This window comes from Rhodococcus sp. P3_B8 (genome assembly GCF_056402775.1).
The window spans coordinates 22151-47929 of record NZ_JBFUGT010000036.1 but is presented as its reverse complement, the minus strand read 5'-3'; the positions used below and the strand labels follow the sequence as shown (position 1 = coordinate 47929).

19 protein-coding genes and 2 pseudogenes are annotated in these 25779 nt (G+C 66.0%); 9 read left to right on the top strand and 12 right to left on the bottom strand.

The window, feature by feature from the left end:
- The first annotated feature begins 268 nt into the window (after window positions 1-268).
- From AC1D1G_RS15455 to AC1D1G_RS15435, 5 genes and pseudogenes are all read left to right on the top strand, one after another.
- Entirely contained in the window at window positions 269-2059 is a 1791-nt protein-coding gene (locus AC1D1G_RS15455; RefSeq protein ID WP_283351238.1) for an acetyl/propionyl/methylcrotonyl-CoA carboxylase subunit alpha, read from the top strand.
- A gap of 1 nt (window position 2060) precedes the next feature.
- Window positions 2061-2810 carry an SDR family NAD(P)-dependent oxidoreductase gene (locus AC1D1G_RS15450; RefSeq protein ID WP_064080348.1) on the top strand — a complete coding sequence of 250 codons (750 nt, stop codon included), beginning with the start codon at window positions 2061-2063 and terminating at the stop codon, window positions 2808-2810.
- Window positions 2811-2863: 53 nt separating this feature from the next.
- Window positions 2864-4429 carry an acyl-CoA carboxylase subunit beta gene (locus AC1D1G_RS15445; RefSeq protein WP_005563089.1) on the top strand — a complete coding sequence of 522 codons (1566 nt, stop codon included), beginning with the start codon at window positions 2864-2866 and terminating at the stop codon, window positions 4427-4429.
- A complete protein-coding gene (locus tag AC1D1G_RS15440; protein WP_283332193.1) occupies window positions 4426-5184 on the top strand; it encodes an SDR family NAD(P)-dependent oxidoreductase in 759 nt (252 codons plus the stop codon). Before AC1D1G_RS15445 ends, AC1D1G_RS15440 begins: the two co-directional genes overlap by 4 nt.
- Before the next feature lie 124 nt (window positions 5185-5308).
- A pseudogene (locus AC1D1G_RS15435) lies at window positions 5309-5643 on the top strand (WhiB family transcriptional regulator).
- Between the two features lie 370 nt (window positions 5644-6013).
- Here AC1D1G_RS15435 and AC1D1G_RS15430 read toward each other — a convergent pair.
- The 5 genes from AC1D1G_RS15430 to AC1D1G_RS15410 form a co-directional block, all read right to left on the bottom strand.
- The gene (locus AC1D1G_RS15430; protein WP_005250628.1) at window positions 6014-6856 is read right to left on the bottom strand and encodes a mycofactocin-coupled SDR family oxidoreductase; all 843 of its coding nucleotides are present in this window, start codon (window positions 6854-6856) and stop codon (window positions 6014-6016) included.
- 365 nt (window positions 6857-7221) lie between these two features.
- A complete protein-coding gene (locus AC1D1G_RS15425; RefSeq protein WP_283351235.1) occupies window positions 7222-7833 on the bottom strand; it encodes a TetR/AcrR family transcriptional regulator in 612 nt (203 codons plus the stop codon).
- 109 nt (window positions 7834-7942) lie between these two features.
- Window positions 7943-9469, bottom strand: coding sequence for a class I adenylate-forming enzyme family protein (locus AC1D1G_RS15420; protein ID WP_477952733.1), 1527 nt, complete (start codon window positions 9467-9469; stop codon window positions 7943-7945).
- A gap of 377 nt (window positions 9470-9846) precedes the next feature.
- The gene (locus AC1D1G_RS15415) at window positions 9847-11463 is read right to left on the bottom strand and encodes an amidohydrolase (RefSeq protein WP_477952732.1); all 1617 of its coding nucleotides are present in this window, start codon (window positions 11461-11463) and stop codon (window positions 9847-9849) included.
- 48 nt (window positions 11464-11511) lie between these two features.
- Window positions 11512-12882, bottom strand: a complete 1371-nt coding sequence (locus tag AC1D1G_RS15410; protein ID WP_477952731.1) for an MFS transporter — start codon at window positions 12880-12882, stop codon at window positions 11512-11514.
- Between the two features lie 123 nt (window positions 12883-13005).
- Here AC1D1G_RS15410 and AC1D1G_RS15405 point away from each other — a divergent pair, with 123 nt between their 5' ends.
- Entirely contained in the window at window positions 13006-13935 is a 930-nt protein-coding gene (locus AC1D1G_RS15405; protein ID WP_477952730.1) for a LysR family transcriptional regulator, read from the top strand.
- A 9-nt stretch (window positions 13936-13944) separates the two neighbouring features.
- Here the strand turns inward: AC1D1G_RS15405 and AC1D1G_RS15400 are convergent, their stop codons facing one another.
- Both AC1D1G_RS15400 and AC1D1G_RS15395 read right to left on the bottom strand, forming a co-directional pair.
- Complete coding sequence (locus AC1D1G_RS15400) at window positions 13945-14376, bottom strand: alpha/beta fold hydrolase (RefSeq protein ID WP_477952736.1); 432 nt, start codon at window positions 14374-14376, stop codon at window positions 13945-13947.
- A gap of 47 nt (window positions 14377-14423) precedes the next feature.
- Window positions 14424-14798: pseudogene (locus tag AC1D1G_RS15395) on the bottom strand (alpha/beta fold hydrolase); the annotation flags it as partial.
- A 69-nt stretch (window positions 14799-14867) separates the two neighbouring features.
- Between AC1D1G_RS15395 and AC1D1G_RS15390 the strand changes: the two are divergent.
- Window positions 14868-15470 (top strand): CGNR zinc finger domain-containing protein, encoded by a 603-nt coding sequence (locus tag AC1D1G_RS15390; protein WP_477952729.1) that lies wholly within the window; start codon window positions 14868-14870, stop codon window positions 15468-15470.
- A 65-nt stretch (window positions 15471-15535) separates the two neighbouring features.
- On the opposite strand, the gene AC1D1G_RS15385 is transcribed toward AC1D1G_RS15390, so the two are convergent.
- The 4 genes from AC1D1G_RS15385 to yddG all read right to left on the bottom strand — a co-directional run bounded on the left by AC1D1G_RS15385 (window position 15536) and on the right by yddG (window position 20882).
- The gene (locus AC1D1G_RS15385; protein ID WP_477952727.1) at window positions 15536-16894 is read right to left on the bottom strand and encodes a styrene monooxygenase/indole monooxygenase family protein; all 1359 of its coding nucleotides are present in this window, start codon (window positions 16892-16894) and stop codon (window positions 15536-15538) included.
- Between the two features lie 28 nt (window positions 16895-16922).
- Window positions 16923-18338 (bottom strand): LLM class flavin-dependent oxidoreductase, encoded by a 1416-nt coding sequence (locus AC1D1G_RS15380; protein ID WP_005563103.1) that lies wholly within the window; start codon window positions 18336-18338, stop codon window positions 16923-16925.
- The gene (locus tag AC1D1G_RS15375; RefSeq protein WP_477952726.1) at window positions 18335-19573 is read right to left on the bottom strand and encodes an acyl-CoA dehydrogenase family protein; all 1239 of its coding nucleotides are present in this window, start codon (window positions 19571-19573) and stop codon (window positions 18335-18337) included. Before AC1D1G_RS15375 ends, AC1D1G_RS15380 begins: the two co-directional genes overlap by 4 nt.
- A 217-nt stretch (window positions 19574-19790) precedes the next feature.
- On the bottom strand, window positions 19791-20882 hold the full coding sequence (gene yddG / locus AC1D1G_RS15370) for an aromatic amino acid DMT transporter YddG (protein WP_317568683.1): 1092 nt from the start codon (window positions 20880-20882) through the stop codon (window positions 19791-19793).
- A 1043-nt stretch (window positions 20883-21925) separates the two neighbouring features.
- On the opposite strand from yddG, the gene AC1D1G_RS15365 reads away from it, so the two are divergent.
- Window positions 21926-23287, top strand: coding sequence for an MFS transporter (locus AC1D1G_RS15365; RefSeq protein ID WP_317568682.1), 1362 nt, complete (start codon window positions 21926-21928; stop codon window positions 23285-23287).
- A 3-nt stretch (window positions 23288-23290) separates the two neighbouring features.
- On the opposite strand, the gene AC1D1G_RS15360 is transcribed toward AC1D1G_RS15365, so the two are convergent.
- Window positions 23291-24079 carry a GntR family transcriptional regulator gene (locus tag AC1D1G_RS15360; RefSeq protein WP_283351472.1) on the bottom strand — a complete coding sequence of 263 codons (789 nt, stop codon included), beginning with the start codon at window positions 24077-24079 and terminating at the stop codon, window positions 23291-23293.
- Window positions 24080-24373: 294 nt separating this feature from the next.
- On the opposite strand from AC1D1G_RS15360, the gene AC1D1G_RS15355 reads away from it, so the two are divergent.
- Window positions 24374-25768, top strand: a complete 1395-nt coding sequence (locus AC1D1G_RS15355; protein ID WP_317568681.1) for a protoporphyrinogen/coproporphyrinogen oxidase — start codon at window positions 24374-24376, stop codon at window positions 25766-25768.
- Window positions 25769-25779: the final 11 nt, after the last annotated feature.

Genomic DNA, 25779 nt, shown 5'->3' with positions numbered 1-25779 from the left:
CCATCGAACCGGCTCACCCCCGCGGGGGTCACTCGCAGAGCGTCGACCAGGGACTCGAGTTCTTCGGCAGAGGCAATCACCGTCCGCGCCCTCTCTGTCGTCGACCCCACCTCACGGATGCGGCGGGGACCATCGTTGACCGTTACCACATCTGACGGTACCGTAAGCGAACGTACGATTGTTTGTCTAAGCGACATGGTCTTACGRAGGCGACCCCACACCGGGGCGTCCATCGAACAGGTATTTCGAAACCCCAAGGAGTCCGGGCATGTTGTCCAAGGTCCTCGTCGCCAACCGCGGCGAAATCGCGGTCCGCATCATTCGCACGTGTGCAGAGGCCGGTGTAGCCAGCGTCGCCGTGTACTCGGAGGCGGACGAGAAGGCACTGCATGTGCGGCTGGCCGACGAGGCGGTCCTGCTCGGCGCGGCCTCCGCGTCGGAGTCGTACCTGGCGATCGACAAGATCATCGAGGCCGCCAAGAGCACCGGTGCGCAGGCCGTGCACCCCGGCTACGGCTTCCTGGCCGAGAACGCGGCGTTCGCCAAGGCCGTGGAAGACGCGGGATTGATCTTCATCGGGCCGCCCTCCTCGGCGATCGAGGTGATGGGTTCGAAGATCGCCGCCCGCGATCTCGCCGCGAAGGCCGACGTCCCGCAGGTCCCCGGCTCGCAGGGCACCATCGCCTCCGTGGCGGACGTGATCGCGTTCGGTGACGAGCACGGCTACCCGGTGGCGATCAAGGCCACCTACGGCGGTGGCGGCCGCGGCATGCGCATGGTCGCCTCGGCCTCGGACGCCGAATCCGCGTTCGCCTCGGCCAAGCAGGAATCCGCCGCCGCGTTCGGTCGTGACGACGTCTACCTCGAGCGGTACCTGTCCAGCGCTCGCCACGTCGAGGTCCAGGTCTTCGCCGACACCCACGGCAATGCGGTATGGATCGGCGACCGCGACTGCTCGGTGCAGCGCCGGCACCAGAAGCTGATCGAGGAAGCACCCGCCCCCGGCCTGTCGGACGAGCTGCGCCGCGCCATGGGCGAGGCGTCGGTCCGCCTGGCCAAGCAGGTCGGCTACGTCGGCGCCGGCACCGTCGAGTTCCTCGTCGAGGCCGACCGGGAGGCCTTCTACTTCCTGGAGATGAACACCCGCATCCAGGTCGAGCACCCGGTCACCGAGATGACCCTGGGCCTGGATCTGGTCGCCGAGCAACTCGCCGTCGCCGCCGGCGAGCCGCTGTCGATCACCGAGTCCGGCGCCGACCCGCGAGGGCACGCGATCGAGGTCCGCGTCAACGCCGAGGACACCCGCGGCGCCCTGTTCATGCCCAGCCCCGGCCCGATCGCCACCGTGCAGGCACCGACGCGCGCCGGCGTCCGCTGGGACGGGGGCTACGAATCCGGCGACGAGGTCCAGCCGTACTACGACAGCCTGGTCGGCAAGCTCATCGTGTGGGCGCCGACCCGGGACCGCGCCCTGGACCGGCTGACCCTCGCCCTCGACGAGCTGATCATCGACGGCGTGCCCACCACCGTCCCGGCCGCACGACAGATCATTGCGCACAAGGACTTCCGCAACGTCGCCATGCACACCAACTGGCTCGAGCGCGACATCGACTTCGCCTCGCTGCTGCCGCCGGTCGAGGACCTGTCCGACACCGATGCCGAGGACACCGAGGAGATGCTGCCCCGCAACGAGGCGTGGGTCGGTGACCGCCGCTACGTCATCCCGTTCTTCACCCCCGCCGGCCCGGCCGCTGCCGCGCCCGTCGCCGAGCCGCAGGCGCGCCGCGCCGCGACCGGCGGACCACGGAAGAAGCGGGGCGGCGGCGCCGCGGCGAGCGGTGAGGCCAAGAGCCCGATGCAGGGCACGGTCGCGCAGATCGACGTCGAGGTCGGCGCCCAGGTCGAGGCGGGGCAGGTGCTGATGGTGCTGGAGGCGATGAAGATGCAAAACCCGATCCGCGCCGCCGTTAACGGTGTCGTCGAGTCCTTGCACGTCGAGGTCGGGCAGGTCGTGGCGGCCGGAGCATCCCTGGCCACCGTCGCGGCGGCAGGTGAGTGAGATGACCACACCCGCAGGGCCGCCGGTCGCGGTCGTCACCGGCGCCGGAGGCGGACTCGGAGCCGTCACCGCCACGGTGCTCGGCGAACTCGGCCTGGCGGTGGCCTGCGTCGACATCGACGAAGTCGCGGCCAAGCGCACCGCCACCGAACTGGGCAACAACGGGGTCACCAGCGCCGCGTACGGCGTGGACATCACCTCCGAATCGGCGGCCGGCTCGTTGGTCGACGCGGTGCACGTCGACCTCGGCCAGGTATCCCATCTGGTCAACATCGCCGGCATCCTGCGCCGCACCCATCTCGCCGACACCACCGCCGACTCCTGGCGGCAGGTCATGGACGTCAACGTCACCGCCCCGTTCCTGCTCACCCAGGCCTTCGCGGACGATCTGAAGGCCGCCGAGTACGGGCGAGTAATCAACTGCGCGTCCTTCGCCGGCACCCGCGGCTACGAGTACCCCGCCTACGCCGCCTCCAAGGCCGCACTGATCAACCTGACCAGCTCCCTGATGTTCGACTTCTGGGGCACCGCGGTCACCGTGAACGCCGTCGCCCCCGGCGCGATGGTCACCCCGATGCTCGACCGCCCCGCGGCAGAGCGGATGGCGGCCAAGACACCGACCGGACGCATTCTCGACCCCGACGACGTCGCCGCGGTCATCGGTTTCCTCGCGGGCCGCACCTCACGCGGGGTCAACGGCACCACCACCGTCATCGACGGCGGCGCCTCCCTGCTGTTCAGCTACAAGTAGCGCCCCCACCGACGATTCGTAATCCACTACCTCCGAAACAGTTTGGAAAGATCATGACTGACATTCTCGACGAGAAGACCACAGCGGCCCCGGTCGGCCCGCACGAAGAGCTCGAGACGCGGCTGGCCAAGGCCCGGCTCGGTGGCTCGGAGAAGCAACGCCAGAAGCAGATCGATGCCGGCAAGATGCTCGTGCGCGACCGGTTGGAACTCCTGTTCGACAACAGCTGGTCCTTCGAGGACGGCCTGCTCGCCCGCTACGACGAAGGCCTGCCCGGCGACGCCGTCGTCACCGCGGTCGGCAAGGTCGACGGCCGCGATGTCGTCGTCATCGCCAACGACTACACCGTCAAGGCCGGCACCTGGGGCAAGCGCACCTTCGAGAAGATCGTCCGCGCCCAGGAACTCGCCGACTCCACCGGCACCCCGATCGTGTACCTGTTCGACTCCGCGGGCGCCCGCATCGACGAACAGTTCGAAAGCTTCGTCGGCCGCCGTGCCTGGGGCAACATCTTCTACAACCAGGTCCAGATCTCCGGCCGCGTCCCCCAGGTCTGCGCCCTCTTCGGGCCCTCCCCCGCCGGCTCGGCCTACGTGCCCGCGCTGTGCGATCTGACGATCATGGTCCGCGGTCACGCCACCGCCTACCTCGGCTCCCCCCGCCTGGCTCAGATGGTGACCGGTGAGGACGTCACCCTCGAAGAGATGGGTGGGGCGGAGATGCACTCGACCGTCTCCGGTCTCTCCGACGTCCTCGTCGAGGACGACGCCGAAGCGATTGCCGCCGTGCGGGTATGGCTGTCGTTCCTGCCGTCGAACTGGCAGCAGGAGCCCCCGATCACCGCACCGGCGGACCCGTCCGGCGCCCGGACCATCAAGGAGATCGTCCCCGAGGTCGAATCCGAGATCTTCGACATCCACGAGCTGATCGACTCCCTCGTCGACGACGCCAGCTTCTTCCCGTACAAGGATTTGTTCGCCCCGGAACTGGTCACCGGATTCGCGCGCCTGAACGGCCAAAGCGTCGGCATCGTCGCCAACCAGCCCACCGTGAAGGGCGGGGTAATCTTCCCCGACTCCTCCGACAAGGCCGCCCGGTTCATCTGGATCTGCAACGCCTACAACATCCCGATCCTGTTCCTGGTCGACATCGCCGGCTACATGATCGGCTCCGAGGTCGAACGACAGGGCATCATCCGGCACGGCGCGAAGATGATCTTCGCCGTCTCCGAGGCCCGCGTGCCCCGCATCACGGTGCTGCTGCGCAAGGCATACGGCGGCGGGTACCTCGCAATGTCCGGTGCCCCGATGCAGCCGGACGCCCTGATCGCGCTGCCGACGGCCAAGCCCGCCCTGATGGGCCCGGATGCCGCCGTGAACGGCATCCACTACAACCGCATCCAGGCCATCGAGGATCCGGAGGAGCGGGCCGCGTTCATCGCCGAGAAGCAGGCCGAGTACGCCGCCGGGATCGACGTGTTCAAGATCGCCAACGAGAACGCCGTCGAAGCGGTCGTGCCCGCGAACGAGCTGCGCAACGAGCTCACCCAGCGTCTGGCGCTCTACCGGAAGCGGGACCGCACCGCGCCCGCCCGCCGAAATGGCGTCACCCCGGTATGAGCGCGCCGGTGCTCGCGCCGCGGCGGGAACGTCTCACCGGTGTCGTCACCGGTGCGGGCACCGGGATCGGTCGGGCCTGCCTCGAAGTGCTGGTCGACCACGGCGCCCGCGTCGACGCGTGGGATCGCAGCGACGAGGCGCTGGCAGATCTTGCCGGGCGTGAGGAGGTCGCTCCCCGTACCGTCGATGTCACTGATGCGGCGGTGGTCGGATCCGCAGCGTCGGCGGCGTTGAAGCACTGGGGCCGCATTGACTTCGTGATCAACTGCGCAGGCGCGTTTTTGGTCGGTCCGCTGGCCGACGTCAGTGCCGCGTCGGTGCGTGCACTGTTCGAGGTGAACGTACTCGGGACGACGGTGGTCACGCAGGCGTTGCTCCCGGCGCTCAAGAGCAGCCGGGGGTCCATCGTGAACGTGGCCAGCTCGGTCGCCCTCAAGCCCACCGCCAGCAATGCGCACTACGCGGCGTCGAAGGCGGCGGTCGCGCACCTGACCCGGTGCTGGGCCCTCGAGTTGGGGCCTGAGGGGGTTCGGGTCAATTCCGTCGCTCCCGGACCGACGCCGACCGCGATCTACCGGACCGCCGGAATGAGCGCGGAGCAAGAGTCGACGCTACTCCGCGAGCGGGCTGAGGCGATTCCACTGCGCCGGGTCGGCGATCCCGTCGACACCGCCCGGTGGATCGCACGGTTCGCGCTCGAGGACGACTGGACGACCGGCGTCGTTCTTCCGGTGGATGGTGGAATGGCGCTCTGACGCCGCGCATCCTCGCCATTCACTTTCAGCACCCGGATCCCGGGCCCTCACGACGAGGGCCCGGGATCCGGTGCCTCCCGTCGGATCAAGTCAACCCTCGACTCCGAAAGCGACCTACCCCGCAGTGCCTGATCATTCGAACCACCACATCGACCGGGACTGGCAGCACCGCGCCTCATGTCTCGGCACCGACACCGAGAGGTTCTTCTCCCCCGACGGTGAACGCGGCAACGTCCGCGCCCAGCGTGAGCACGCCGCCAAACCGATCTGCCAGGACTGCCCCGTGCTCGCCGAATGTCGCACCCACGCCCTCGCCGCCACCGAGGCTTACGGCATCTGGGGTGGCATGTCCGAAACGAGCGCGCCCGCCAGACCAGACGTACCCGCCTCGCGTCCCGGCCCGGGGAGTTCGTCGCGCCACCGGACCCTCGAACCGCGCCGGACCCGAGCACGTCATGAGGTAGAACAGTCACGGCCACCCACCTACGACGCACCGAGAGTCATCGAATCCGGCGAGTACGCAGGAACGTTGCTCGAACAGGTGGCGGCCAGCAGGGAAGAAGCGCAGTCACCCCTCGTACACGTCGAGGACATGCGTGATTCCGAACAGTCCGGCAAATCACCTGCACCAGTCGCATTCTGTTCCACTGCGCACTTTGTCAACGTCAGGCCCGGCCGTGGCGCGCGTATGAGCCGCCCTCACTGAGGCGAGAAGACACGCAGCGCAAAGCCCACTGCCCCTTCACCCGAAACGTTTCCGTCGCGGGTGAAGGGGCAGTGGGGATGGTCCCGCGGCCAGACTTGAACCGGCCACGGAATCCGACGGCTTCTAGCCGCCGACCTTTTGACTTGCGCCGGCGTCGATGGGCAGGTTGATTCCAGTGATGTACCGCGACTCGTCCGAAGCCAGGAAGAGCACGGCGTTGGTGATGTCGATGGGTTCGACCCACGGGATGTTCGGGAGCGAGTGCATTGTCGCGAACGCGTCGCGGGAATCCTCGAGTGTCGGATGCGCGAGGTCCGGTCGGAATAATCCGTAGAAGGTCTCGTTCTGCAGGAGTTTGGTGTTGACGTTCGTCGGATGGACCGCATTGACACGGATCCCCTTGGGGCCCAGCTCGTTCGCGAGGGTGTGCATCAGTCCGACGATGCCGTGCTTGGCGGTGACGTAGTGGCCGACGTTCGGGTAACCGTTCAAGCTCGACGTCGATCCGGTAAAGATGACCGAACCACCTTCGCCCCGCTCGACCATGTTCGGCACCGCGGCCTTCACAGTGTGGAAGACACCGGTCAGGTTGGTGTCGATCATGTCGTTCCACTGCTCTTCGGTCAGGTCCAGGACCTTGTTGGCCGAGATGATGCCTGCGTTGGCACAGACGATGTCGATACGGCCGAACTCGGCGAGGCCATCGGCGACCGCAGCCTCCATCTGCTTCAGGTTGCGCACGTCGGCCTGCGCGATGACCACGCGGCGGCCCAGCTCCTCGACCAGTCGCGCCGTTTCCTTCAGGTCGTCGAGCGACGCCATCGGGTACGGCACACTGCCGATCTGGTCGGCGATGTCGATGGCGATGATGTCAGCGCCCTCTTTGGCCAGCCCCAGTGCGTGTGAACGGCCCTGGCCGCGCGCGGCCCCGGTGATCAGGGCGACCTTGCCCTCCAAGCGGCTCATTGAGTTTCCAATCTCTCGATGTACGTCCCTGCCGATGCCGGCGGAGCAACCAACAAACGTACGTGCGTTTGTTTAATAAGAGTGTGATATGAGCGACAGCAAATGTCAACCATGCGTGCGGGGCGAGGGAGAGGGCGCCCGCTGTATGCAGCATTGCGGCACATTACGGCCACAGAACGATCAACAGGGCCCGGGAAGCATTCTCCGCGAATGTATTACCGAGCCAACGGGACGAACAGCGCAGCGCTGCCACGTGAGTACGCGGCAGTAGTCATCGATCGGGGGACGCCCGTTTGTCACCAAAGTTGTCAGCCCGCGCCCAGGGCTGAAGCCCCGGGCGCGGGCTGAATGGAAATACGGTCGGATCAGCCGGCGTTCTCGACGCCGAGCTGGCGCAACGCCATCTTGATGTAGGTGTTGACGACCTTGTCGAGCGACTTGGGTCCGCCGGGTTTGTACCAGGACGACACGTGCGCACCCTGAGCCAGTATCGAGTACGTCTGCAGTTTGGCATCGAGGATGTCAGCGCCGGTCTCCTTGGCCACGTCCTTGATGAGTTTCTGCAGCAGGCGCTCGTACTCGGCACGCTTGGCGAGGACCAACTCCAAGTCTCCGTCGCTCAGGGCCCGGAGCTCGGTATTGCCGATGAACGTTTCCCGCGCATGCTCCGCGTGGTAGCGGATGTGGCAGTCGACTGCCGCTTTGAACCGGTCCAGCGCACTCCCATCGATGCTGACGAGCGCTTTGTTCACGGCTTCGAGGAGTTCGTCCATGACCGACACCATGATGTCTGTCAGCAACTCTTCTTTGCCGCTGATGTGGTTGTAGAGGCTGCCGACCTGGATGCCGACCTCGCTCGCGACGGTGCGCAGCGACGTGGCCTCGTAGCCGTGCTCGTAGAACAGGCTGGCCGCGGCCTCCCGTATAGCGACGTTGGTGCGCGCGCCGCCGCGTGTCACCCGAGTTGCTCGCGTCACTGTGCCCCCTCCGAGGTAAATTGGACGGTCCCCGAAGGGGCCGGCAAGCGGTCTCAGGAACAATCGTACGTTAGTCGATCGCTATTCTCGCTGATTGTCGGCACGGTTGTCACCAGCCCATCGTCGCCCGGATGTTGGTTTTGACAATCTTGCCGCTGGGATTCATCGGCAGGGCGTTCGGGCCCACGAGCGCGATCATCTTCGGGACCTTGTATCCAGCCAAGTGCTTGCGCAGGAAAGTGGCGATCTCCGTCTCCGTGACGGTCTGACCCGGCCGAACGGCGATCACCGCTCGCACTTCCTCGTCCCACTCCTCACTCGGCACGCCGAGGACGGCGGCTTCCATGACAGCCGGGTGCGTGTGGAGCAACTGCTCGATCTCCGAGCTGTATACGTTCTCGCCACCGGTCTTGATCATGTCCTTGGCCCGGTCGCGGAAGTACAGGTAGCCATTTTCGTCGCGAACCGCCAGGTCGCCGGTACGCAGCCACCCGTTGTCGAGCACCTCCTTGGTGGCCTCCGGTCGACCGAAGTATCCGGTCATCAGATTGGGGCCCCGGACGCAGATCTCTCCGATCTCCCCCACCGCGGTCGGGGCACCGTCGTAGAGATCACGCAACTCGACCTCGGTGAGGAGGTATTCGGTGCCGATCGAGCCGTCGATCTCCGGCCGGAGCATGTCCTGCGGGAGCAAACGGGTGACCATCGGCCCGGCTTCGGTGAGGCCGTAGCGGAAGAACAGGTCGACGTCCGGGATCAGTGCCGACACTGCCAGCTTGTCCGGCATGCGCAGCAACCCGGCACCGGTGTGGAGGGCCTTGAAATTGTTGCGGAACCCGTCAGTGTCGAACGTGCCCGACTTGAGCATGCGCCGGATCATGTTGGGCACGAGGAACATGTTGGTGATCGACTCGCGCGCGACGAGGTCGGCGATCTCCTCTTCCACGAATTTGTGAACGAGGACCGAGCTGTTCCCCGTGACGTAATGGGGCAGGAACCAGCACAGCAGTGCGGCGGAGTGGAAGAGCGGGGTGACGACCAGGCCACGATCGTTCGGGCGGCCACCGATCCGGCAGTCGGCGATTTCGTTGACTGCGTTGGTCAGGATCGCCGAGTGCGAGAGCACGACCCCCTTGGAGAAGCCGGTGGTGCCGCCGGTGAACAGAATGCAGGCAGCATCCGATGCTTGAACCGGCACATCCTTGATCGGTTCCGATCGCAGCAGGTGATCGAATTCGTCCCCCTCGTGCACCACGGCGACCGGCGCTTCGAGGCCATCACCGGCCAGGACCTCCGCGATTGCGGCGTCGAAGCCGTCGCCGACGAGTACAACACGGGCGCCGGTCTCGTTGATGCCGTGGGCCAGCTCCTCGGTTGCCCATCGCCAGTTGTAAGGGACGAAGGCGGCGCCGGCAGCAACGATTCCCAGGAAGGTTTCGATACTGAAGGCAGTGTTGCCCGCCAGCACGCCGACGGTGTCACCGGGCTCGACACCCCGCGCCCGCAGGCCGGCGGCGATAAGCCACGCCCGGTCCGCGAGTTCTCCATGGGTGAGCCGGCGCGTACCGTCGAAGATCGCTTCGCGTTGGGGCACCAGCCGCTCGTTGCGACGAATAGCGTCGACGAGAGTAAACATCGTTCTCCTTAGCCGTACAAGAGCCGTACAAGTGTTGCTGTGGTCTTCAACACTACGTTAGGCGTACGTACGTTCGCTAGTCCTACGGTTCTGGAATTCCCGCCGACTTGCAGCGAATGCCGAATGACCGCCCTCTGGGGCAAGACAGCTAATGGCTCGCGAACCGCGACGTCTGCCACACGGTCGCCTCATGGGTGGACGAGGAGTACGACAAGCGCCTCGACGAAAGGGCGGCCGCGGAACACCCCACCCGGGCACTCCTTCAAGCGACGGGTCGTACCTTCGCCGGCAGGTGGGTCAGGCGCCACCAATCAGCCGGCGGGCGTTGCCGTAGCGATCAGGCATCAATGGTTCCCCCGCCCCGCCGGCTCATCGTCTCAGTCTCGCGTGTATACCTCCGCGCCCCCGACAAACGTTGATTGGACGCCGATTTTCGAGATCTGGTCGTGCGGCACTTCCAGCGGATCCTCGTCCAGGACCACGAAGTCGGCGAGCTGGCCTGCGGCGAGTGTGCCCTTGCGGTCTTCCTCGCCGGTGGCAACCGCTGATCCTGCTGTGTAGATCGCGAGGGCTTCGGTCGGCGAGACACGTTGCGACGACCCGACGAGGGCACCGTCCCACCCGGTTCGAGTGACCATGCTCTGCATCGCCAGGAGGGGTTCCACTGCTCCACAGGGGAAGTCGGAGGACCCCGCCACTGCGACTCCGGCATCGAGGAACGCCCGGTGGGCAAACATCCGCTCTACCCGGTCCTCGCCGTACCAATCGATCAGATGGCTGCCATGTTGATGGACGTAGTTGCCGAAGGGGACCGCGATCGCGGAAAGCTCGTTCATGCGCCGCAAGATGCCCTCGTCCACCACACTGCAGTGTTCGATGCGGTGCCGCAGTCCTGGTCGCGGCATCTTCTTCTGCGCGGTTTCGTATTCGTCGAGGACGAGCCGGATGGCGCGGTCGCCGTTGGCGTGGACGCAGACTCGGTTGCCGTCACCGTGCACCTTCTGGACCACCTCCGCGAGTTCCTCACGGGTGAGCACCTGGATGCCGTGATGACCGGTGTCGTGGTCCGGCTCTTCCAGCAGGAGGGTTCGTCCCCCGACAGCGCCGTCGACGAGCGCCTTCACTCCGACGAAGCGCAGGTAGTCGTCGCCGAAACCCGAGCGTAGGCCGAGCCGGTGTACTGAGTCGTAGTGCTCGGCGGCGAGAAGGAATCCGACACGCATCGTCAACAGGCCTTGCTCGCGAGCTGCCTCGAAAAGGCGAATGTCCGCGGGCCCGGCAAATGCGTCGCAGACCGATGTCAACCCTGCTGCGTGCCAACGGCGAATTACATTCCCTAGCGCTGCTATCCGCTCGTCGAGTCCCAACTCGGGTACGACCGTCCTCCCGTCGACATCGCCCTGGGCGTAGGCGAAATCGGTGAGAGCGCGCTCATAGAGAATGCCGTTGAGCCGACCAGTTCCGTCCCGTCCGAAGTCACCTCCGCTGGGCGGCTCCGAATTGTCGGTGATGCCTCCCGCGGCGAGCGCTGCGGAGTTGACCACTCCCCAATGACAGGCGACGTGGAGGACGATCGTGGGAACGTTCCCGGTGACGGTGTCCAGGTCCCAGCGGGTCAGAACCCGACCTTCGGGCATCTTTGCGTCGTCGTAGCCCACCGCACGGACCCAGCCCTGTGCAGGGTCCTCCTTGGCCGCAGCACCGACTTTGTCGAGTAGCTGCGTGAGCGTGGATGCCTGCGAGGGTGACACGTCGAGCTTCAGTTCGTTCTCGGCGGCCATAGCAAGGTGCAGGTGTGCGTCGTGAAATCCGGGTGAGATCACGGCGTCTCCCCTGTCGTCGACCCATGCGGTGGGGAATTGTCGGTGCAGATCGTCGGAGTCGCCGAGCGCAACGATACGGTCACCGATCATCGCGATCGCGTTGGCGGATTCCGCAGCGGAGGTGAGAATTCGACGTCCGCGAACGATGCGCGGTCGTGCGGGTGTATTCATGAGATGGTCCTTAGATCGTGATCGTGATCGTGATGGTGGTGGTGCTGTTCAGTCGACTTCGGCAACGACGTGACGCTCGGTCGCGACGTTGAGGCTGACATCTGTGCGCTCCGAGTGAGGGGCGGGCCGAGTTCGCGTTCGCCGGGCGAGCAGGACCACACACGCCAAAGTGAGCAAGGTGAGGGCCACGTGGTACAACGCCACCATGGCGATACCGCTGCCGGCGAGGAGCCACTGAGCGATGAACGGCACCATTCCGCCGATCAACGTTGCCGACAACTGGTAAGCCAAAGAGATACCRGTATAGCGGATCCGGGCGTCGAACGCTTGCGCGAGGAAGCCGGCCAAAACGGCAAAGTACGCCGGACTCGTCAGAGCACCAAGGGCGAGGCCGACGTAGATCAGACCGATGTCCCCTGTGCTGACCAGTGCATAAACAAGCGGCGTCAAAATCACCGTGGCGACCAGCGCCGTCACCATGATTCGCGTCCCCCCGAAGCGATCCGCCAGGAGTGCGCCGATGGGTTGGACGAAGAACTGCACGACCGTTGCCAGCAGCAAAGCCGACAAGATCGTCGATCGGCTGACACCCAGGTCCGTGGTCGTCCACGCAACCATGAACGTGCCCATGAAATAGGCTCCGCCGACACCGATCGCCGCGGCTCCGATTCCGAGAAGGAGCGGGACGGGAGCGGTTCGGATGGTTTCGAGTGCCGGCGCCTCGGAAATTTCCCCTTGCTCCTTCGCTGCAAGGAATTCCGGTGATTCCTCTACGCCGATTCGGATGATCAACCCGACCAGAAGCAGTACCGCCGAGAAGAGGAATGGGATCCGCCAGCCCCAGGAGGCGAAATCGTCAGCCGGGAGTGTGCTGACGCCCAGAAAGGCGAGGGTCGCCAAGATGTTGCCGACGGGCGATCCCTGCTGCGCGAAAGCACCGAACAGCATCCGTCGGCCGGGCGGCGCGTGCTCGGCGGCGATCAACACCGCACCACCCCACTCGCCGCCCAACGCGAGTCCTTGAATCATCCGGAGCAGGATGAGCAGAACTGGAGCGGCGATGCCGATCGACGCGTAGCCGGGCAAAAGTCCGATGGCGGTACTGGACAGACCCATCAGGACGAGGGTGGTGATCAGCGTCTTCTTCCGGCCGATCCGATCGCCGAGATGACCGAACACCACACCCCCGAGAGGACGGGCCAGGAAACCTGACCAGAACGTCGCGAACGAGGCGAGCAGTCCCACGGTCGGCGATGCCGACGGGAAGAACACGGGCCCGAATGCGAGTGCGGCCGCGGTACCGAAGATGAAGAAGTCGTACCACTCCACCGTGGTGCCGATCAGCGCGCCGAAGCCTGCTCTCCGAGCCCCGCGAAGGTTCGGGACGGCCTCGGAAACCGGGCCGGATATAGCGTTCATGCCTTCTCCTCGAAAGAAACGGAGCCATGAGCCGGCTCACAGTCACGTGCGTGGAGATAAGTGTGCAGAGTGCTGCTATAACCGTCCAATATCCATTTCGCAGCAGGCCAATGCCTAGGAGGCATGGTGGAGATACGTGTACTTCGGTACTTCCTCGCGGTCGTCGACCACGGGTCGGTTACGGCGGCCGCCCGCGCGGTGAGAGTGGCGCAACCTTCGCTCTCCCGGCAACTTCACAATTTGCAGCAGAAGTTGGGTGTCGAATTGTTTCGCCGCGGACCGGGCGCCCTACGCCTGAGTGTCGCAGGCGAACGTTTCCTGCCGCTCGCCCGCGACCTCGTGGCGCGGGCCGACCAAGCGAGTTCAGTACTCAGGCACCTCGCCCGAGGCGGCGACATCCCGCTGACGATTGCGGCGCCGGCGACCACCATCGCCGACGTCCTCGCACCGTATCTCGCTGGTCGATACCTGAGGTCAGGACTGAACGACATCATCGAGCGGGATACCCGCACCGTGTACGACGTGGTCCAGCGCGGAGATGCCGACATCGGCATCTCGACGTTCCCTCCACCCGGGTCGATGGAGACCCGAGTCATCGGCCGCGCCCCGGTGTGCGCGCTGGCATCACCGGAACATCCCCTGGCCGGACAGACCCAAGTCTCCTTAGCCGACCTCGTTCGAGAATCGCTCATCCTGATGCACCGCAACAACGCTGCCCGACTCGCATTCGACACCGCCACCGCCGGCCAAGGCCTCGCCTACGTCGACCCCCGAGTTGTGTCAGTGACATCTGTAGCCAGAGCACTCGCCGCATCGGGCCAGGGGGTAGCCGTACTGACCGATCAACCCCTCTTCAACCTCATCCGCGTGCCGATCCAGATCCCCGAAGGCATCCTCGCCGTCACCCTCTATGCGGGCTGGGATCCCGACCACTTCGCCGCGCCCGCAGTGTCGGCACTCGTCGATTCGATCTCCGACTACCACCGAAACGTCCTGACGCCGACGGCGGAGATCACGATCGCCGACCCACTGCACACTCCCGACCGACCGTGACACCGGCGCTCACTGCGCGAGGAAGTCGGCGAGAGCCTGCGCCACGAGGGCGGGCTCGTCCTCGGTGAGGAAGTGCCCGGCGCCGGGCACGAGCGTCGCTCGCGCCCCGGGGATGCGGTGCGCGAGATCGTCGGCGAACGACCGGTCCAGCCATTCGTCGTCCGCACCCCACACGATCTGCACCGGCACCTTCACGGTGCCGAGTTTCTCGACGACGTCGGCGGTGTCGCGTTCGTCGAAATATTGGACCTGGTCGAGGTAACGCTGCTGCCCGCTCGCGCCCGCGAAAGGACCGAGGTAGGCCTCCGCGACGGACGCCGGCAGCCGACGGCGCGTCGCGGTGTCGAGGTGCGCCTCGGTGATCCGCTGGAAGATGTGCGTCGGCATCGTGCGGTACACGTCGAGGTGGCGTTGCATGTGCGCGCCACCGGCGTCACCCACGGCGAGAGCACCGCCGCGTCGAGGAGTGCGATGCGCCGGACCGGGACTCCCTCGACGAGGTGTGCGCGGAGCACCGTCGCCGCACCGATGTCGTGGCCGACCAGCACAGGCCGGTCGAGCCCCCAGTGTTCGACCAGCCGGGCCAGCACGCGAGCGTGCGTGCGGATCGCCACCGGCTCGCCGGGAACCGGTGGCGAGTCCCCGTAGCCCGGGAGGTCCCAGACATACACCGTGTTCCGCTCGGCGAGGCGGGGAATGACCGCGCGCCACAGATACGACGACGAGGGCGTGCCGTGCACGAGAACGACGGGCGGTCCGTCGCCGAAGACTCCCGCCGCGATGGTGGCGCCGTCCACCGTCGGCCGGTCGGGCAGGCGCCACCGGTCGGTGTCGACCGTGCTGGAGATCTGCTGTCGAGTCATGATCATCCTCCCGAGACGTAATGGTTAAACTAGGATGTTAACCATTACGCTAACCGGAGGATGTAAGTGATGCAACTGACTTTCACCGATTACACCTTCGGGGCATCGGTGGCGACGGCGCTCGTCCTCACCGCCCCGGAGGTGCTCGTCGCGACCGGTGACGCCCTCACCGACGGCGAGTCGCTGCACGCATTCCTCACCGAGCACGGCATCGGCCCCGGAGACCGGCAGGCAACCGGCACCGATCTGGACGACATCCGTGCGCTGCGGACACGGGTGCGCGACGTCGTGGCCGCGCCGAACGAGGAGGCGATCGTCGACGGAGCCAACCAACTCCTACGCGTCGCCCACACCGTCCCCTTCCTCGGGCGCCACGACGGCACATGGACGTGGCACCTCGAGACCGCACCCGAGTCGACGCTCGCCGACGACCTGGCCGTCGTCATCGGAACGGGCCTGCTCGGAACCGTGGCTTCGCTGGGGCCGAACCGGTTCCGATCGTGCGAATCCCCCTCGTGCAACGGAATTTTCGTCGACACCAGCCGGGCGGGACGGCGCCGGTTCTGCATGCCCCAGGTGTGCGGAAACCGCGTCAACGTGGCGAACTTTCGCGCCCGACGCCGTCGCGAACAGCAGGATCGCCCCGGAACGGGCCCCACAGACGCCGGGTGAGGAGTCGATGCCGATACGACCGCCACCACCGGCGCCGGATCATCGCGTGGGAACAGCGGACCTGCTCAAACTCGGGCCGCCGCGGGAGACGCGGTGAACCCGGCGCTCGGCGTGAACCGTGCCAGCACGTCCTCGGCCGGTTCCCCGGCCTTGGCGGCGATGAACGCGAGAACGTCCTCCCTGGTGTCGATACCGATCAGCGTGTCGGGTTCGGAGAGGAACCCGAACAGGGCCGCGGCGACGGGTTCGCTCACGGTCGCCGCCGGAAACAGCAATTCGGCGTGGACCGCGTACTTCGGATCGCCGAGGAACAACCGGGTGACCTCTGCGGCAGCGTGACCCCTTGTGTGCCAGTGCTTCTCGAACTGCTCGGACAACCAGTCGGCGGTGAACTCGCCGTCGTGCGCACGCGCCGCGTCGACGAGCGCGGCCACCTGCACGGCGGTGTTCTGGGCGCCCTGTCCGGCGAGGGGGTCGAACGCGATCGCGGTGTCACCGATCGCCGCGACCACGTGGCCGCTACTGGTCGTCCCGACCGCGCGGCGCACCGTCGGGGTGACCGCCCCTTTCAGCCACGAGTGCGGGTCGGACTCGATCACCTGCAACTGCTGGATCTCGGGGGCGTCGTGCGGGAAGTAGTCGCGGTAGAAGTCGACGACGGTCTGCCGCGCCGAGTGCACGTCGGTGACCGCGGCGAACCGCTCCTCCCACGGGCTGCCCGGTTTCGCGAATCCGAGGAAACTCCATGTGGCGCCGGCGTCCTTGTGCAGGTATGGGCCGAGCCAGGCCTCACCGAAGTCGGTGTGCAGGTTGAAGAGATTGTGCGCGCCGCCCGCCGCGGACCGGTAGCCGAAGGTGTCCGCGCCGTGGCCGAGGCCCTGCAACGTCACCAGCAGCAGTCGGCGCTGCGGTTCGCTGTACACGGTCCGTTCGGTGTCCACCGGGAACAGCGTGGACAGCCCGCCCTTTCCGGTCGCCACGAGCGTCAGGTCGTGGTCGGCGGCGATCGCGTCGAGGGCGTCGGGGTCCACCGCCCGGACCTCGAAGCGGCCGCCGCGGTCCAGGAACCGGCCGAGCCGGTCGTCGGCCCGCAGCCGCACGTCGACGCCCTGCGCGACGTACCGGAAGTCGGGGTCGAACTCGAGGACGTCGGCGCGGGTGTCGCCCTCCCCCGTGTGCAGGCGGGTGCTCATCCCGGTCGAGTGCGGACCGTCGGCGTAGAGGTCCTCGATGATGCGGGCGTCGGCCTCACGGGACTTACCGAAGTAGACGGCGGTGCCGGTGGCCGGGACGTCGTTGCGCAAGGCGTCCCGGTCGCGGTCACTGTAGAGGGTGACGGTGAAACCGGCGTCGACGAGACCGAGCGCGGCAGTGGTGCCGGCCAATCCGGCTCCGACGACGGCGGCGGTGCGGGGTGTACTCATGGGTCCTCCCGGTGGTTGTGGTGGTCGTTCAGGTGTTCGTGTACGCGCGGTAGCGGTCGGTCCGCGTCGAGAGGTCGCCGCCGAGGCGGTACCGCGCGCCCCGGTGGTCGGCGGGAAGCCGGTCGCCCTTGTCGAACAGCTTGTGGCGCAGGGTCCCGTCGGTGTAGCCCGTCGGGTAGGCACCCCGGGCCTGCAGCGCCGGCACGACGTGGGTGACGACGTCCTCGAACGAACCCGGCGTGATCGCGTACGCCAGGTTGAACCCGTCGACGTCGGTGTCGGCCACCCACTCCTGCAACTGCGTTGCGACGGTCTCGCCGGAGCCGACGAACCGCGGCCCGAGCCCGCCGATGCTCGCCCACTCCGCGATATCGCGCACCGTCCACTCGCGACCGTCGTCCGCGGCCTCCTGGAATGCGGCGACGGCCGACTGGATGGCGTTGCTCTCGACGTTTCCGATCGGGTCGTCGAGGTCGTACCGCGACAGGTCGATCCCCATCCAGCCGGACGTGAAGACCAGTGCGCCCTCGAGGTCCGCGTATCGCCGGTACTCCTCCTGCTTCGCGGCCGCGGCCTCGTCGGTGCTGCCCGTGATGACGGTGGACAGCGCGTAGATCCGCGCCGAATAGGGGTCGCGGCCGGCGTCGACGAGGGCCTGGCGGATCCGTGCGACGGTGTCCTTCAGCACCCGCTTCGACGGCGGCCCCACGAAGATCGCCTCGGCGTTCTCGGCGGCGAACCGGACACCGCGCGGCGACGCCCCCGCCTGGTAGATCACCGGCGACCGCTGCGGCGACGGTTCCGACAGGTGGATGCCCGGGACCGTGAAATGCGTTCCGCGGTGGCCGATGTGGTGCACCTTCTCCGGGTCGACGTACACGCCGCGCTCGGTGTCGCGCACGACGGCGTCGTCCTCCCACGAACCTTCCCACAGCTTGTAGAGCACCTCGAGGTACTCGTCGGCATGGTCGTACCGGGTGTCGTGGTCGAGTTGGTCGGCGTCACCGAAGTTCCGGGCCGCGGACGGCAGGTACCCCGTCACGACGTTCCACCCGATCCGTCCCCCGGTGAGGTGGTCGAGGGTGGAGAGTCGGCGCGCGAACGGATACGGGTGCTCGAATCCCGTCCCCGTGGTGATGCCGAAACCGAGGTGTTCGGTGACCGCTGCCATGGCCGAGACGAGCAGCAACGGGTCCGCGACCGGGATCTGGGCGCCCTGCCGCAGCGCGGCCTCGTCGGTTCCGCCGTAGACGTCGTAGGTGCCGAGCACGTCGGCGATGAACAGGCCGTCGAACAGCCCGCGTTCGAGGAGCCGGGCGAGGTCGGTCCAGTAGCCGAGGTCGGTGTAGCGGTGCGACTGGTCGTCCGGGTGCCGCCACAGCCCCGGCGACTGGTGGGCGACGCAATTCATGTCGAAGGCGTTGAAGCGGATCTGCCGGGTCATGCCGGCGCGTCCGCGTCCCGCACGCTCTGCCGCTGCCCGGCGCTCCAGGCGTACGGCAGCGGGTCACCGTTCAGGACGTACGCCCCCACCGACTGCTGCTTGTAGATCAGAGGGTTGTGGGCCGAAATGGTGCGTGCGTTGCGCCAGTGCCGGTCGAGACCGAGTTCCGACGAGGTGATCGACGCGCCCCCCACCTCGAACACTTGCGCGGTCGCGTCGAGGACGAGGCCGATCACCACGGACTGTGCGCGGGCCGCGGCGGCCTCGGCACGGTCCAGGAGTTCAGGGTCCTCACCACCGGCGCCGAGCAGGCGGTCGAGTTCGTCGGCGACGGCGAGCACGGTCGCGCGGGCGCCGTATGCGGCGGCGGACAGCTTGCCGATCACCTGCTGCACGAGCGGGTCGTGCCGGGGCAGGTCGGCGGCGGCGTGGGTGAACGTGCGGGTACGGGCACGAACCCATTCCGCCGTGTCCGTTTCCGCACGGCGGGCGATCCCGGCGAGGACGGCCAATTGCACGAGTTGCAGGTAGGACGTCGCGTAGGTGCGGCCGGGCGCGCCGTATCCGGGCCCGAGGATCCGGTCCTCGGGCACCACGACACCCGAGAACGTGGTCGTGCCGCTTGCAGTGAGCCGCTGTCCGAAACCGTCCCAGTCATCGGTCTGGGTCACGCCCGGAGCGTCGGCGTCCACCAGCACCGACACCCGCTCGCCGTCACGGTCGGCCGCGACGAGGATGTGATCGGCGTACAGACTGCCCGTGCTGTAGTGCTTCACGCCGTCCAGAACCCAGGTGCCGTCGTCGCCGCGGCGCAGCGTCGTCTGGTACCGGTCGGCGGCTCCCACCCCGGGTTCGGTGATGGCGTTGCCGACCAGTGTCCCCTCCGCCGCCGCGCGCAGCCACCGCTCGCGGTTGACCGTCGGGGCGGCGAGACGCTGGTCCTCGACGAAGCTCCAGTGCATCCGAAGCGCCTGGGGCAGATTGGATTCCGCGGCAGCCAGGTCGATCAGCAGACCGAACAGCTGTCGGACCGACGCGCCGAACCCGCCGAACTCGACGGGGACGCGCAGGGCACCGAACCGCGCGTCGCGAAGCAGACCCACCTCGTCGAACGGCAACCGGCGATCCTGTTCCCGGCCCAGCGCGCCCTCGGCGATCCGGTCGAAGATCGGATGGAACCGGTCTTCGAGTTCGCGGTCGGTCACTGCCTCGGCCTCGATCGTTGAACTGCTCACGTGCCTGCTCCTCGGTGCGTCGACTATGTCGACACCACGATGGGCGAACGGGCCACGTGGGGGCACTACTTACGATCGTGCAGAGTCGAACGCTCGGCTCGCGCGGTCTGAGGTGCCGCTCTACCCGCACCGTGTACGTCGAGCCGACCGATCATCGACGGAGGAATCGATTGTCCCGGTGAAATCACTTGGAACAGCGGCCATATTCGCAGCCTCGCTAGCTTCCCGACCCGACGTCGATCGGCACACGAGGCGCCGAACGGCGATCACTGGCGATGGTTACCACGCATTCCACTCGCGTACCGAGAAGTGAACGAACGCCGGTGAGCTCGTCGATGCTCGTCTCGTCGAGAAACTGCTCCTCGATGCTCTGCTCGTCGAGCGACACGACCTCTTCGGAAACTTCGACGGGTGCCTTCGGTCCGCGCGTCGCCCACCAGCACAGGATTGCCCCGAGGCACACCACAGCGGTTCCCACCCAGAACGTGAGGCCGAGTGCCGTGGCCAACATCGACGACGAGAATGCGGCGGACAGTACAGGCGTGAAGTACGAGACAGCGGCGAGCAAGGTCATGTTTCCGCGGAGGATTCCGACATTCCACAAGGCGTAGCCGAAGCCGATCGCGCACGCCGCCACCACCGTCGCCGCGATCGCGGTGAAGCTCAGGTGCATCGGCTCGCGACCGGACGACAGGTACATGCACCAGAACGCCACAGCCGTCAGCACGAAGAACGGGGTGATGCCGTTGTTCCCGTTCGCGAACATCTTGGTGACGGTGCAGTAGCCCGACCAGATCACTGCGCCGGCGAACGCGAGCCCATAGCTCAGAGGATTCGAGCGCACGTTGTCGACGGTGCCTGCGACGTCCAGTCCGGCGTCACCGCCGAGAACGACGGCAATGCCGACTACCGACAGCACGATGCCGGGCAGGATCAGGCGCGAAGCCTTCTGTCCGGCGAACACGATCGCGAACACCACCGTCAGGCTCGGCCACAGATAGTTCACGATTCCGACTTCGATTGCCTGCCTCGGAGTGTCCGCCAGTCCGATTGCGAGGGCAAAGCACACCTCGTACGCGGCAAACATCACGGCACCGGTGACGAGATACGTCCGACTGAAGTCTTTGAACTTGGGCCATCCGACAGTCACCGACAACAGAATCGCGCAGCACGAGTAGATCATCGCAGCGCCGCCGATCGCCCCCAGGCTATCGGTGACCAGACGGATCATTCCGACCATCGAACTCCACAACACAATCGCCAACAGCCCCGCCGCGGTGGCACTTCCGCTCGACTTGGTCGCTCTCACAACAACACTCCTCCTTTACCGTGCTCGTGAACTCTCGGTGACACCGTCGCTCGGACCGATTCGACCGGAATGCAACGAGTTTCGCGCCCTGTCGCACAGGGAAACGACTGCCGCTGCAACCGAAGGTCTCGGTTGCACACCGGCAGTCGATGACACCGCCGCTTACATTGCGGTAATACGAATGTAATCTGTGATCACATACGCGACAAGGTCGTTGATGCGTGAGACACGCCACTGTCGAGGTACGGAACGTTCAGACCGATTGAATTCGCACAGATTTCGACGCTCGAGCGCCGGAAGAACACTAGGTCCGGGCAGGACAGGGTGTTGAATGTTGTTGGCACTCGGCGTAGCCGGCGGCAGGCTTCATCGGACACGGCACGCGTGTAGCCGGCGCGAACCGCCAGATCGGCGTCGCACTCGTCGACACTCTCGAAGAGTCTCCTCGGCCATCGGCCGCAAGCGCCCGCGGCGGGAGACGACGGCAAGGAAGTCGCCCCGAGGATCTGCGCGCCCCATCGAAAAGATGAGGTCGTGAACTTGTCCGCGACCTTCCCGAGAAGCGTCTAACGCACGGGCAGATCGCTGCCGTCGGGAGAGAGGGAGTCGATGGCATGCACGATGCCCGAACGCTCCGGATATCTGAGCGTGAGCGTGCAGGTCTGACTCATTTCATCTCCTCGGGTGTTGATATATCAGTTCAACACTATATGGCTATCAGCATCGTGCAAGGTAGCGGGGTCGGGGGGTCCCGGTCGCAAGACATCACATCGAGGGTTGTGTGATCTGTGATCTCATCCTATTCTGTGTGACGAGACGCACATCACATCGACGTGAGGGTCTGAATCGCGATCTTCATCGCGTCTCACGGTGCAGATACCGCTGCCCTTCAGTGCATCGGGATCCACCAGAGCGCCAGTGCAGGACGTCGCGCTCGACGCTCGACTCATCTCTTTCACACCGACCACGACAGGCACCCCGAGCACACGTCTTACCGGGGTCCAACGTCAAGCCAGACCAGAAACGTCAACGAGGAGCTCGATATGGTCACCAATCCGCTGGACGACGCGCCACTGTCCAGGTTTCACAAGAAGCTTGCCGTGTTCTCGTCGGGAGGACCGTTCCTGGACGGATTCGTCTTGTCCATCATCGGTGTCGCGATGATCCAGATCGCGGATCAGTGGGGCCTGTCGTCCGTGGAGCAGGGACTGGTCGGCGCATCGTCGCTGATCGGCATCCTCCTCGGTGCATTCGCCGGCGGTTGGTTGACCGATCGTTTCGGGCGAGAAGTCTTGTTCACCGTCGACTTGATCGCGATCGCCGCATTCTCGGTCGCACAGTTCTTCGTCCAGGACGTGATCTGGCTGATCGTGCTCCGCCTGCTCATCGGCATGGCCGTCGGCGCGGACTACCCGATCGCCACGTCGCTACTGACGGAGTTCACCCCTCGCAAGTACCGCGGGCCGTTCCTCGGCGCATTCGTCGCCATGTGGTTCGTCGGCGCTGCAGCGGCGTACGTCGTGGGCCAGATACTTGCCGAAACAGGAAACGACAACGCCTGGCGCTGGATGCTCGCCAGCGCCACGGTGCCTGCAGTGCTGATCGTGGTAGCCCGCGTAGGCACTCCCGAGTCGCCGCGCTGGTTGGTGGGCAAGGGCAGGATCGACGAAGCCAACAAGGTGCTGCGTAAGGTGTTCGGCCCAGGCGTCTCCGTCGCCGACCTCCCCGTGGAGGACGAGAACAGCGTCAGCGTCAAGGAGCTCGTCCGTTCCGGATACGGAAAGCGGATGGCATTCATTACTCTGTTCTGGACCTGCTCGATCGTCCCCCTGTTTGCCGTCTACGCGTTTGCGCCAGCCATTCTCAGCGCCCTCAAACTGGAAGAAGATGCGGCACATATCGGTTCTGCCGTCATCACGATCCTGTTCCTGGTCGGATGCATCATCGCTCTGTTCCTCGTCAACCGGATGGGACGCCGCCCCCTCCTGATTCACAGCTTCCTCTGGGCCGGTCTGGCACTGCTGTTGATGGGAGTGTTCCCCGAGGCCCCCACCTCGATCATCATGGTCTTCTTCGCTGCCTACGCCGTACTGATCGGCGGCACGCAGATCCTGCAGTGGGTCTACCCGAACGAGCTCTTCCCCACCGAGATCCGTGGCACCGCAGTCGGTATGGCCTCCTCTCTGAGCCGCATCGGTGCGGCAGTCGGAACATTCCTCGTACCACTGTCCCTCAGCGGCCTCGGCATCGGAGCGACGATGCTCATCGCCGCGGTGATCACGTTGCTCGGAGCTGTGCTGTCCCACTTCTGGGCACCGGAAACCCGAGGACTGTCCTTGACCGAGAGCGCCTCGCTCGGGGTCGCCAGCTCACCGGTGTCGCCCGCACGAGCGTCCCAGTCCTGACGTCTACGCCTGATCTCGGTGCTGCGCTTCGAGGAGAGCCCGGATTCGATCCGTCGCATTGACGAGCGAATCGTGATTGACGCTCGCAGCCGCGACGTCGTCGCCTCGAAGCGCAGCCTCGACGAGACGCTCTTGAAAGACCACCAACGACTCGACGTCCCCGGAGTCCAGCGTGCCCCGGGCACCGACGATCTTGTAGGCCCTGCAGTGGTGCCACAGATTGCGAATCATGTTGACGAGCACCGGGTTATCGGTCGCACGATAGAGAATCGACAGCAGTTCCTCGTCGTGTTCCAACAATTCCACGACGCGGCCCTCGACGATCGCGACCCTCATCGCCTCGAATTCGGTCTTCATTCGCTCGGCGTCGGCGCGGGTGATTCGAGTGGCACCGAGCCGGGCAGCCTCGACCTCCAACAACAGTCGGACGTCGTAGACATGGACCAGCTCTGCGAAGCTCAGTCCCTTCACGACAGCACCCCGGTGCGGGACCCGCTCCGCGAGACCTGCCTCCTCGAGCCGGCGGATAGCCTCTCGAACCGGCATGACACTCGTGCCGACCTGGGCGGCGAGGTCGCGGATGCGCAATCTCGTCCCGGCAGGCATATCGCCATTCATGATCGATTGATGGATCATCGAGTACACCTGATCCGTCAGGAGAGTCGGCGCGACCTTCTGCGGAACGGTCGCCGGGGCGATCCCAGCGGGGCCTGAGCAGGACTCTCCCGAACGTTGGGTCGCACGGCTCGCAGCTCGTTCGCCCTCACGAGTAACCGATTCCATCGCAGTCATGTGGCCCTCGCCCCTCTCTCCCCGATCTCGACGTAGCCCGATCCGTCGCGGTCGGGTCTTCGCGCACGAGGCGCCGCCGATCACATCGCTCTTGTGTGATCTGTGATCACACTTTATCCTCAGTGGAGCGGATATGACCGGCATCACTGTTTTATCCCAGAGAACGACGCGTCCGGACTGCGTGTATCGCACGCAACCACTGCACGGCAGGTGCGCGCGTCCCGAATCACAACTTGCCACGAACACGCCACCACTCCCGGCGAGAGACATGGCCCCAGTGAAGGAGATATCGAAGTGCGAGATGTAGTTGTAGTCGGTGCCGGCCTCGCCGGTCTGTCGGCAGGCTGGCGGTTGCGTCACTGGGACACACTTGTCTTGGAGTCCGAGGAGCGCGTCGGTGGACGCATCCGTTCCGAACGTCGCGGGTCGTATTGGCTGAACTGGGGTGGCCACGTGTTCGCCGGCCCCGGATCGTCCACGGAAGCCCTGCTCAACGAGGCCGGGGTGATGTCGGTCGACATCCCCGGGTCGCTGCAGGCCCTCACGATGAACGGGAAGTTCCTCCGCAAGGGTCACATCGCCACATATCCGTTCCGGATCCCGATGTCGCTCTCGGCCCGGGTGGCAACCATGCGCGCCGGCATGAAGGTCGTTGCGGGCGTCGGAAAGTACACCGGAGTGGTGCGCAAGCGCGCCGGTGAGTCCGGAGCAATGCGCCAGCAGCGGATCTACGACTTCGCGAACGACGAATCCTTCCTCGACTTCGTCGGGGAGTTGCCGGAGGACGCGGCCGCACTGTTCAAGACCACCGTCACCCGATCCGCTGGAAACATGGACCAGATCTCGGCGGGCGCGGGCATCGGATACTTCAGCCTGGTGCTCGGCTTCGGGCAGGGCCTCAGCCGCGGCATCGTCGGCGGGCCGTCCACACTGACCGAAGCCCTCGCCGCGTCGCTGGGCGACCGCGTTCAGCTGGGTGCCGCGGTGCAGGAGGTCGTGCACAAGAAGGACTCGGTGATCGTGCGCTACCGCCAGGACGGACGCGACCACGAAGTCGAGGCGCGAACGGTCGTGCTGGCCACGACCGCGGACGTGTCCCACCGGGTCGGAGTCGACCTGCCGCAGGACCTGCGCGATGCGCTCTCTCAGATCAAGTACGGCCCCCACGTCAGCTCGGCGTTTCTCACCGACGAAACGACGGCGCAACCGTGGGACGACATCTACGCCATCGCCGCCCCCAAGCGTTCGTTCGCCATCGCGCTCAACCAGGCAAGCATCGTCCGCGGCACCGAGTCCGTCCGGCAGCCCGGCGGCAGCTTCATGACGTTCTCGCCTGCGGCGCTGGGTAGCGCCCTGCTCAACAAGAGCGACGACGAAGTGGTGGACACTCACCTCGCCGACCTCGAGCAGATCCTCGGGCCCGGGTTCTCCGACACCGTCGTGGAAGCCAAGGCCGCACGGTGGAAGAACGCGTCGCCCTACAGCTTCCCCGGTCGCGCAAAGCTTCAGCCCACCTTGACGCGCGGTGCCGGCCGAGTCTTCCTCGCCGGCGACTATCTCGGAACGCTCTACACGGAAACGTCGATCACGTCCGGGTTCTCCGCTGCTCAAGAGGTCGCCAGCGTGCTCGCCACCCATCGCCAGACTCGTCAACCAGAGATGCTCACCGTTCAGCCCGCCAGCGCCTGACCTTCCCCACA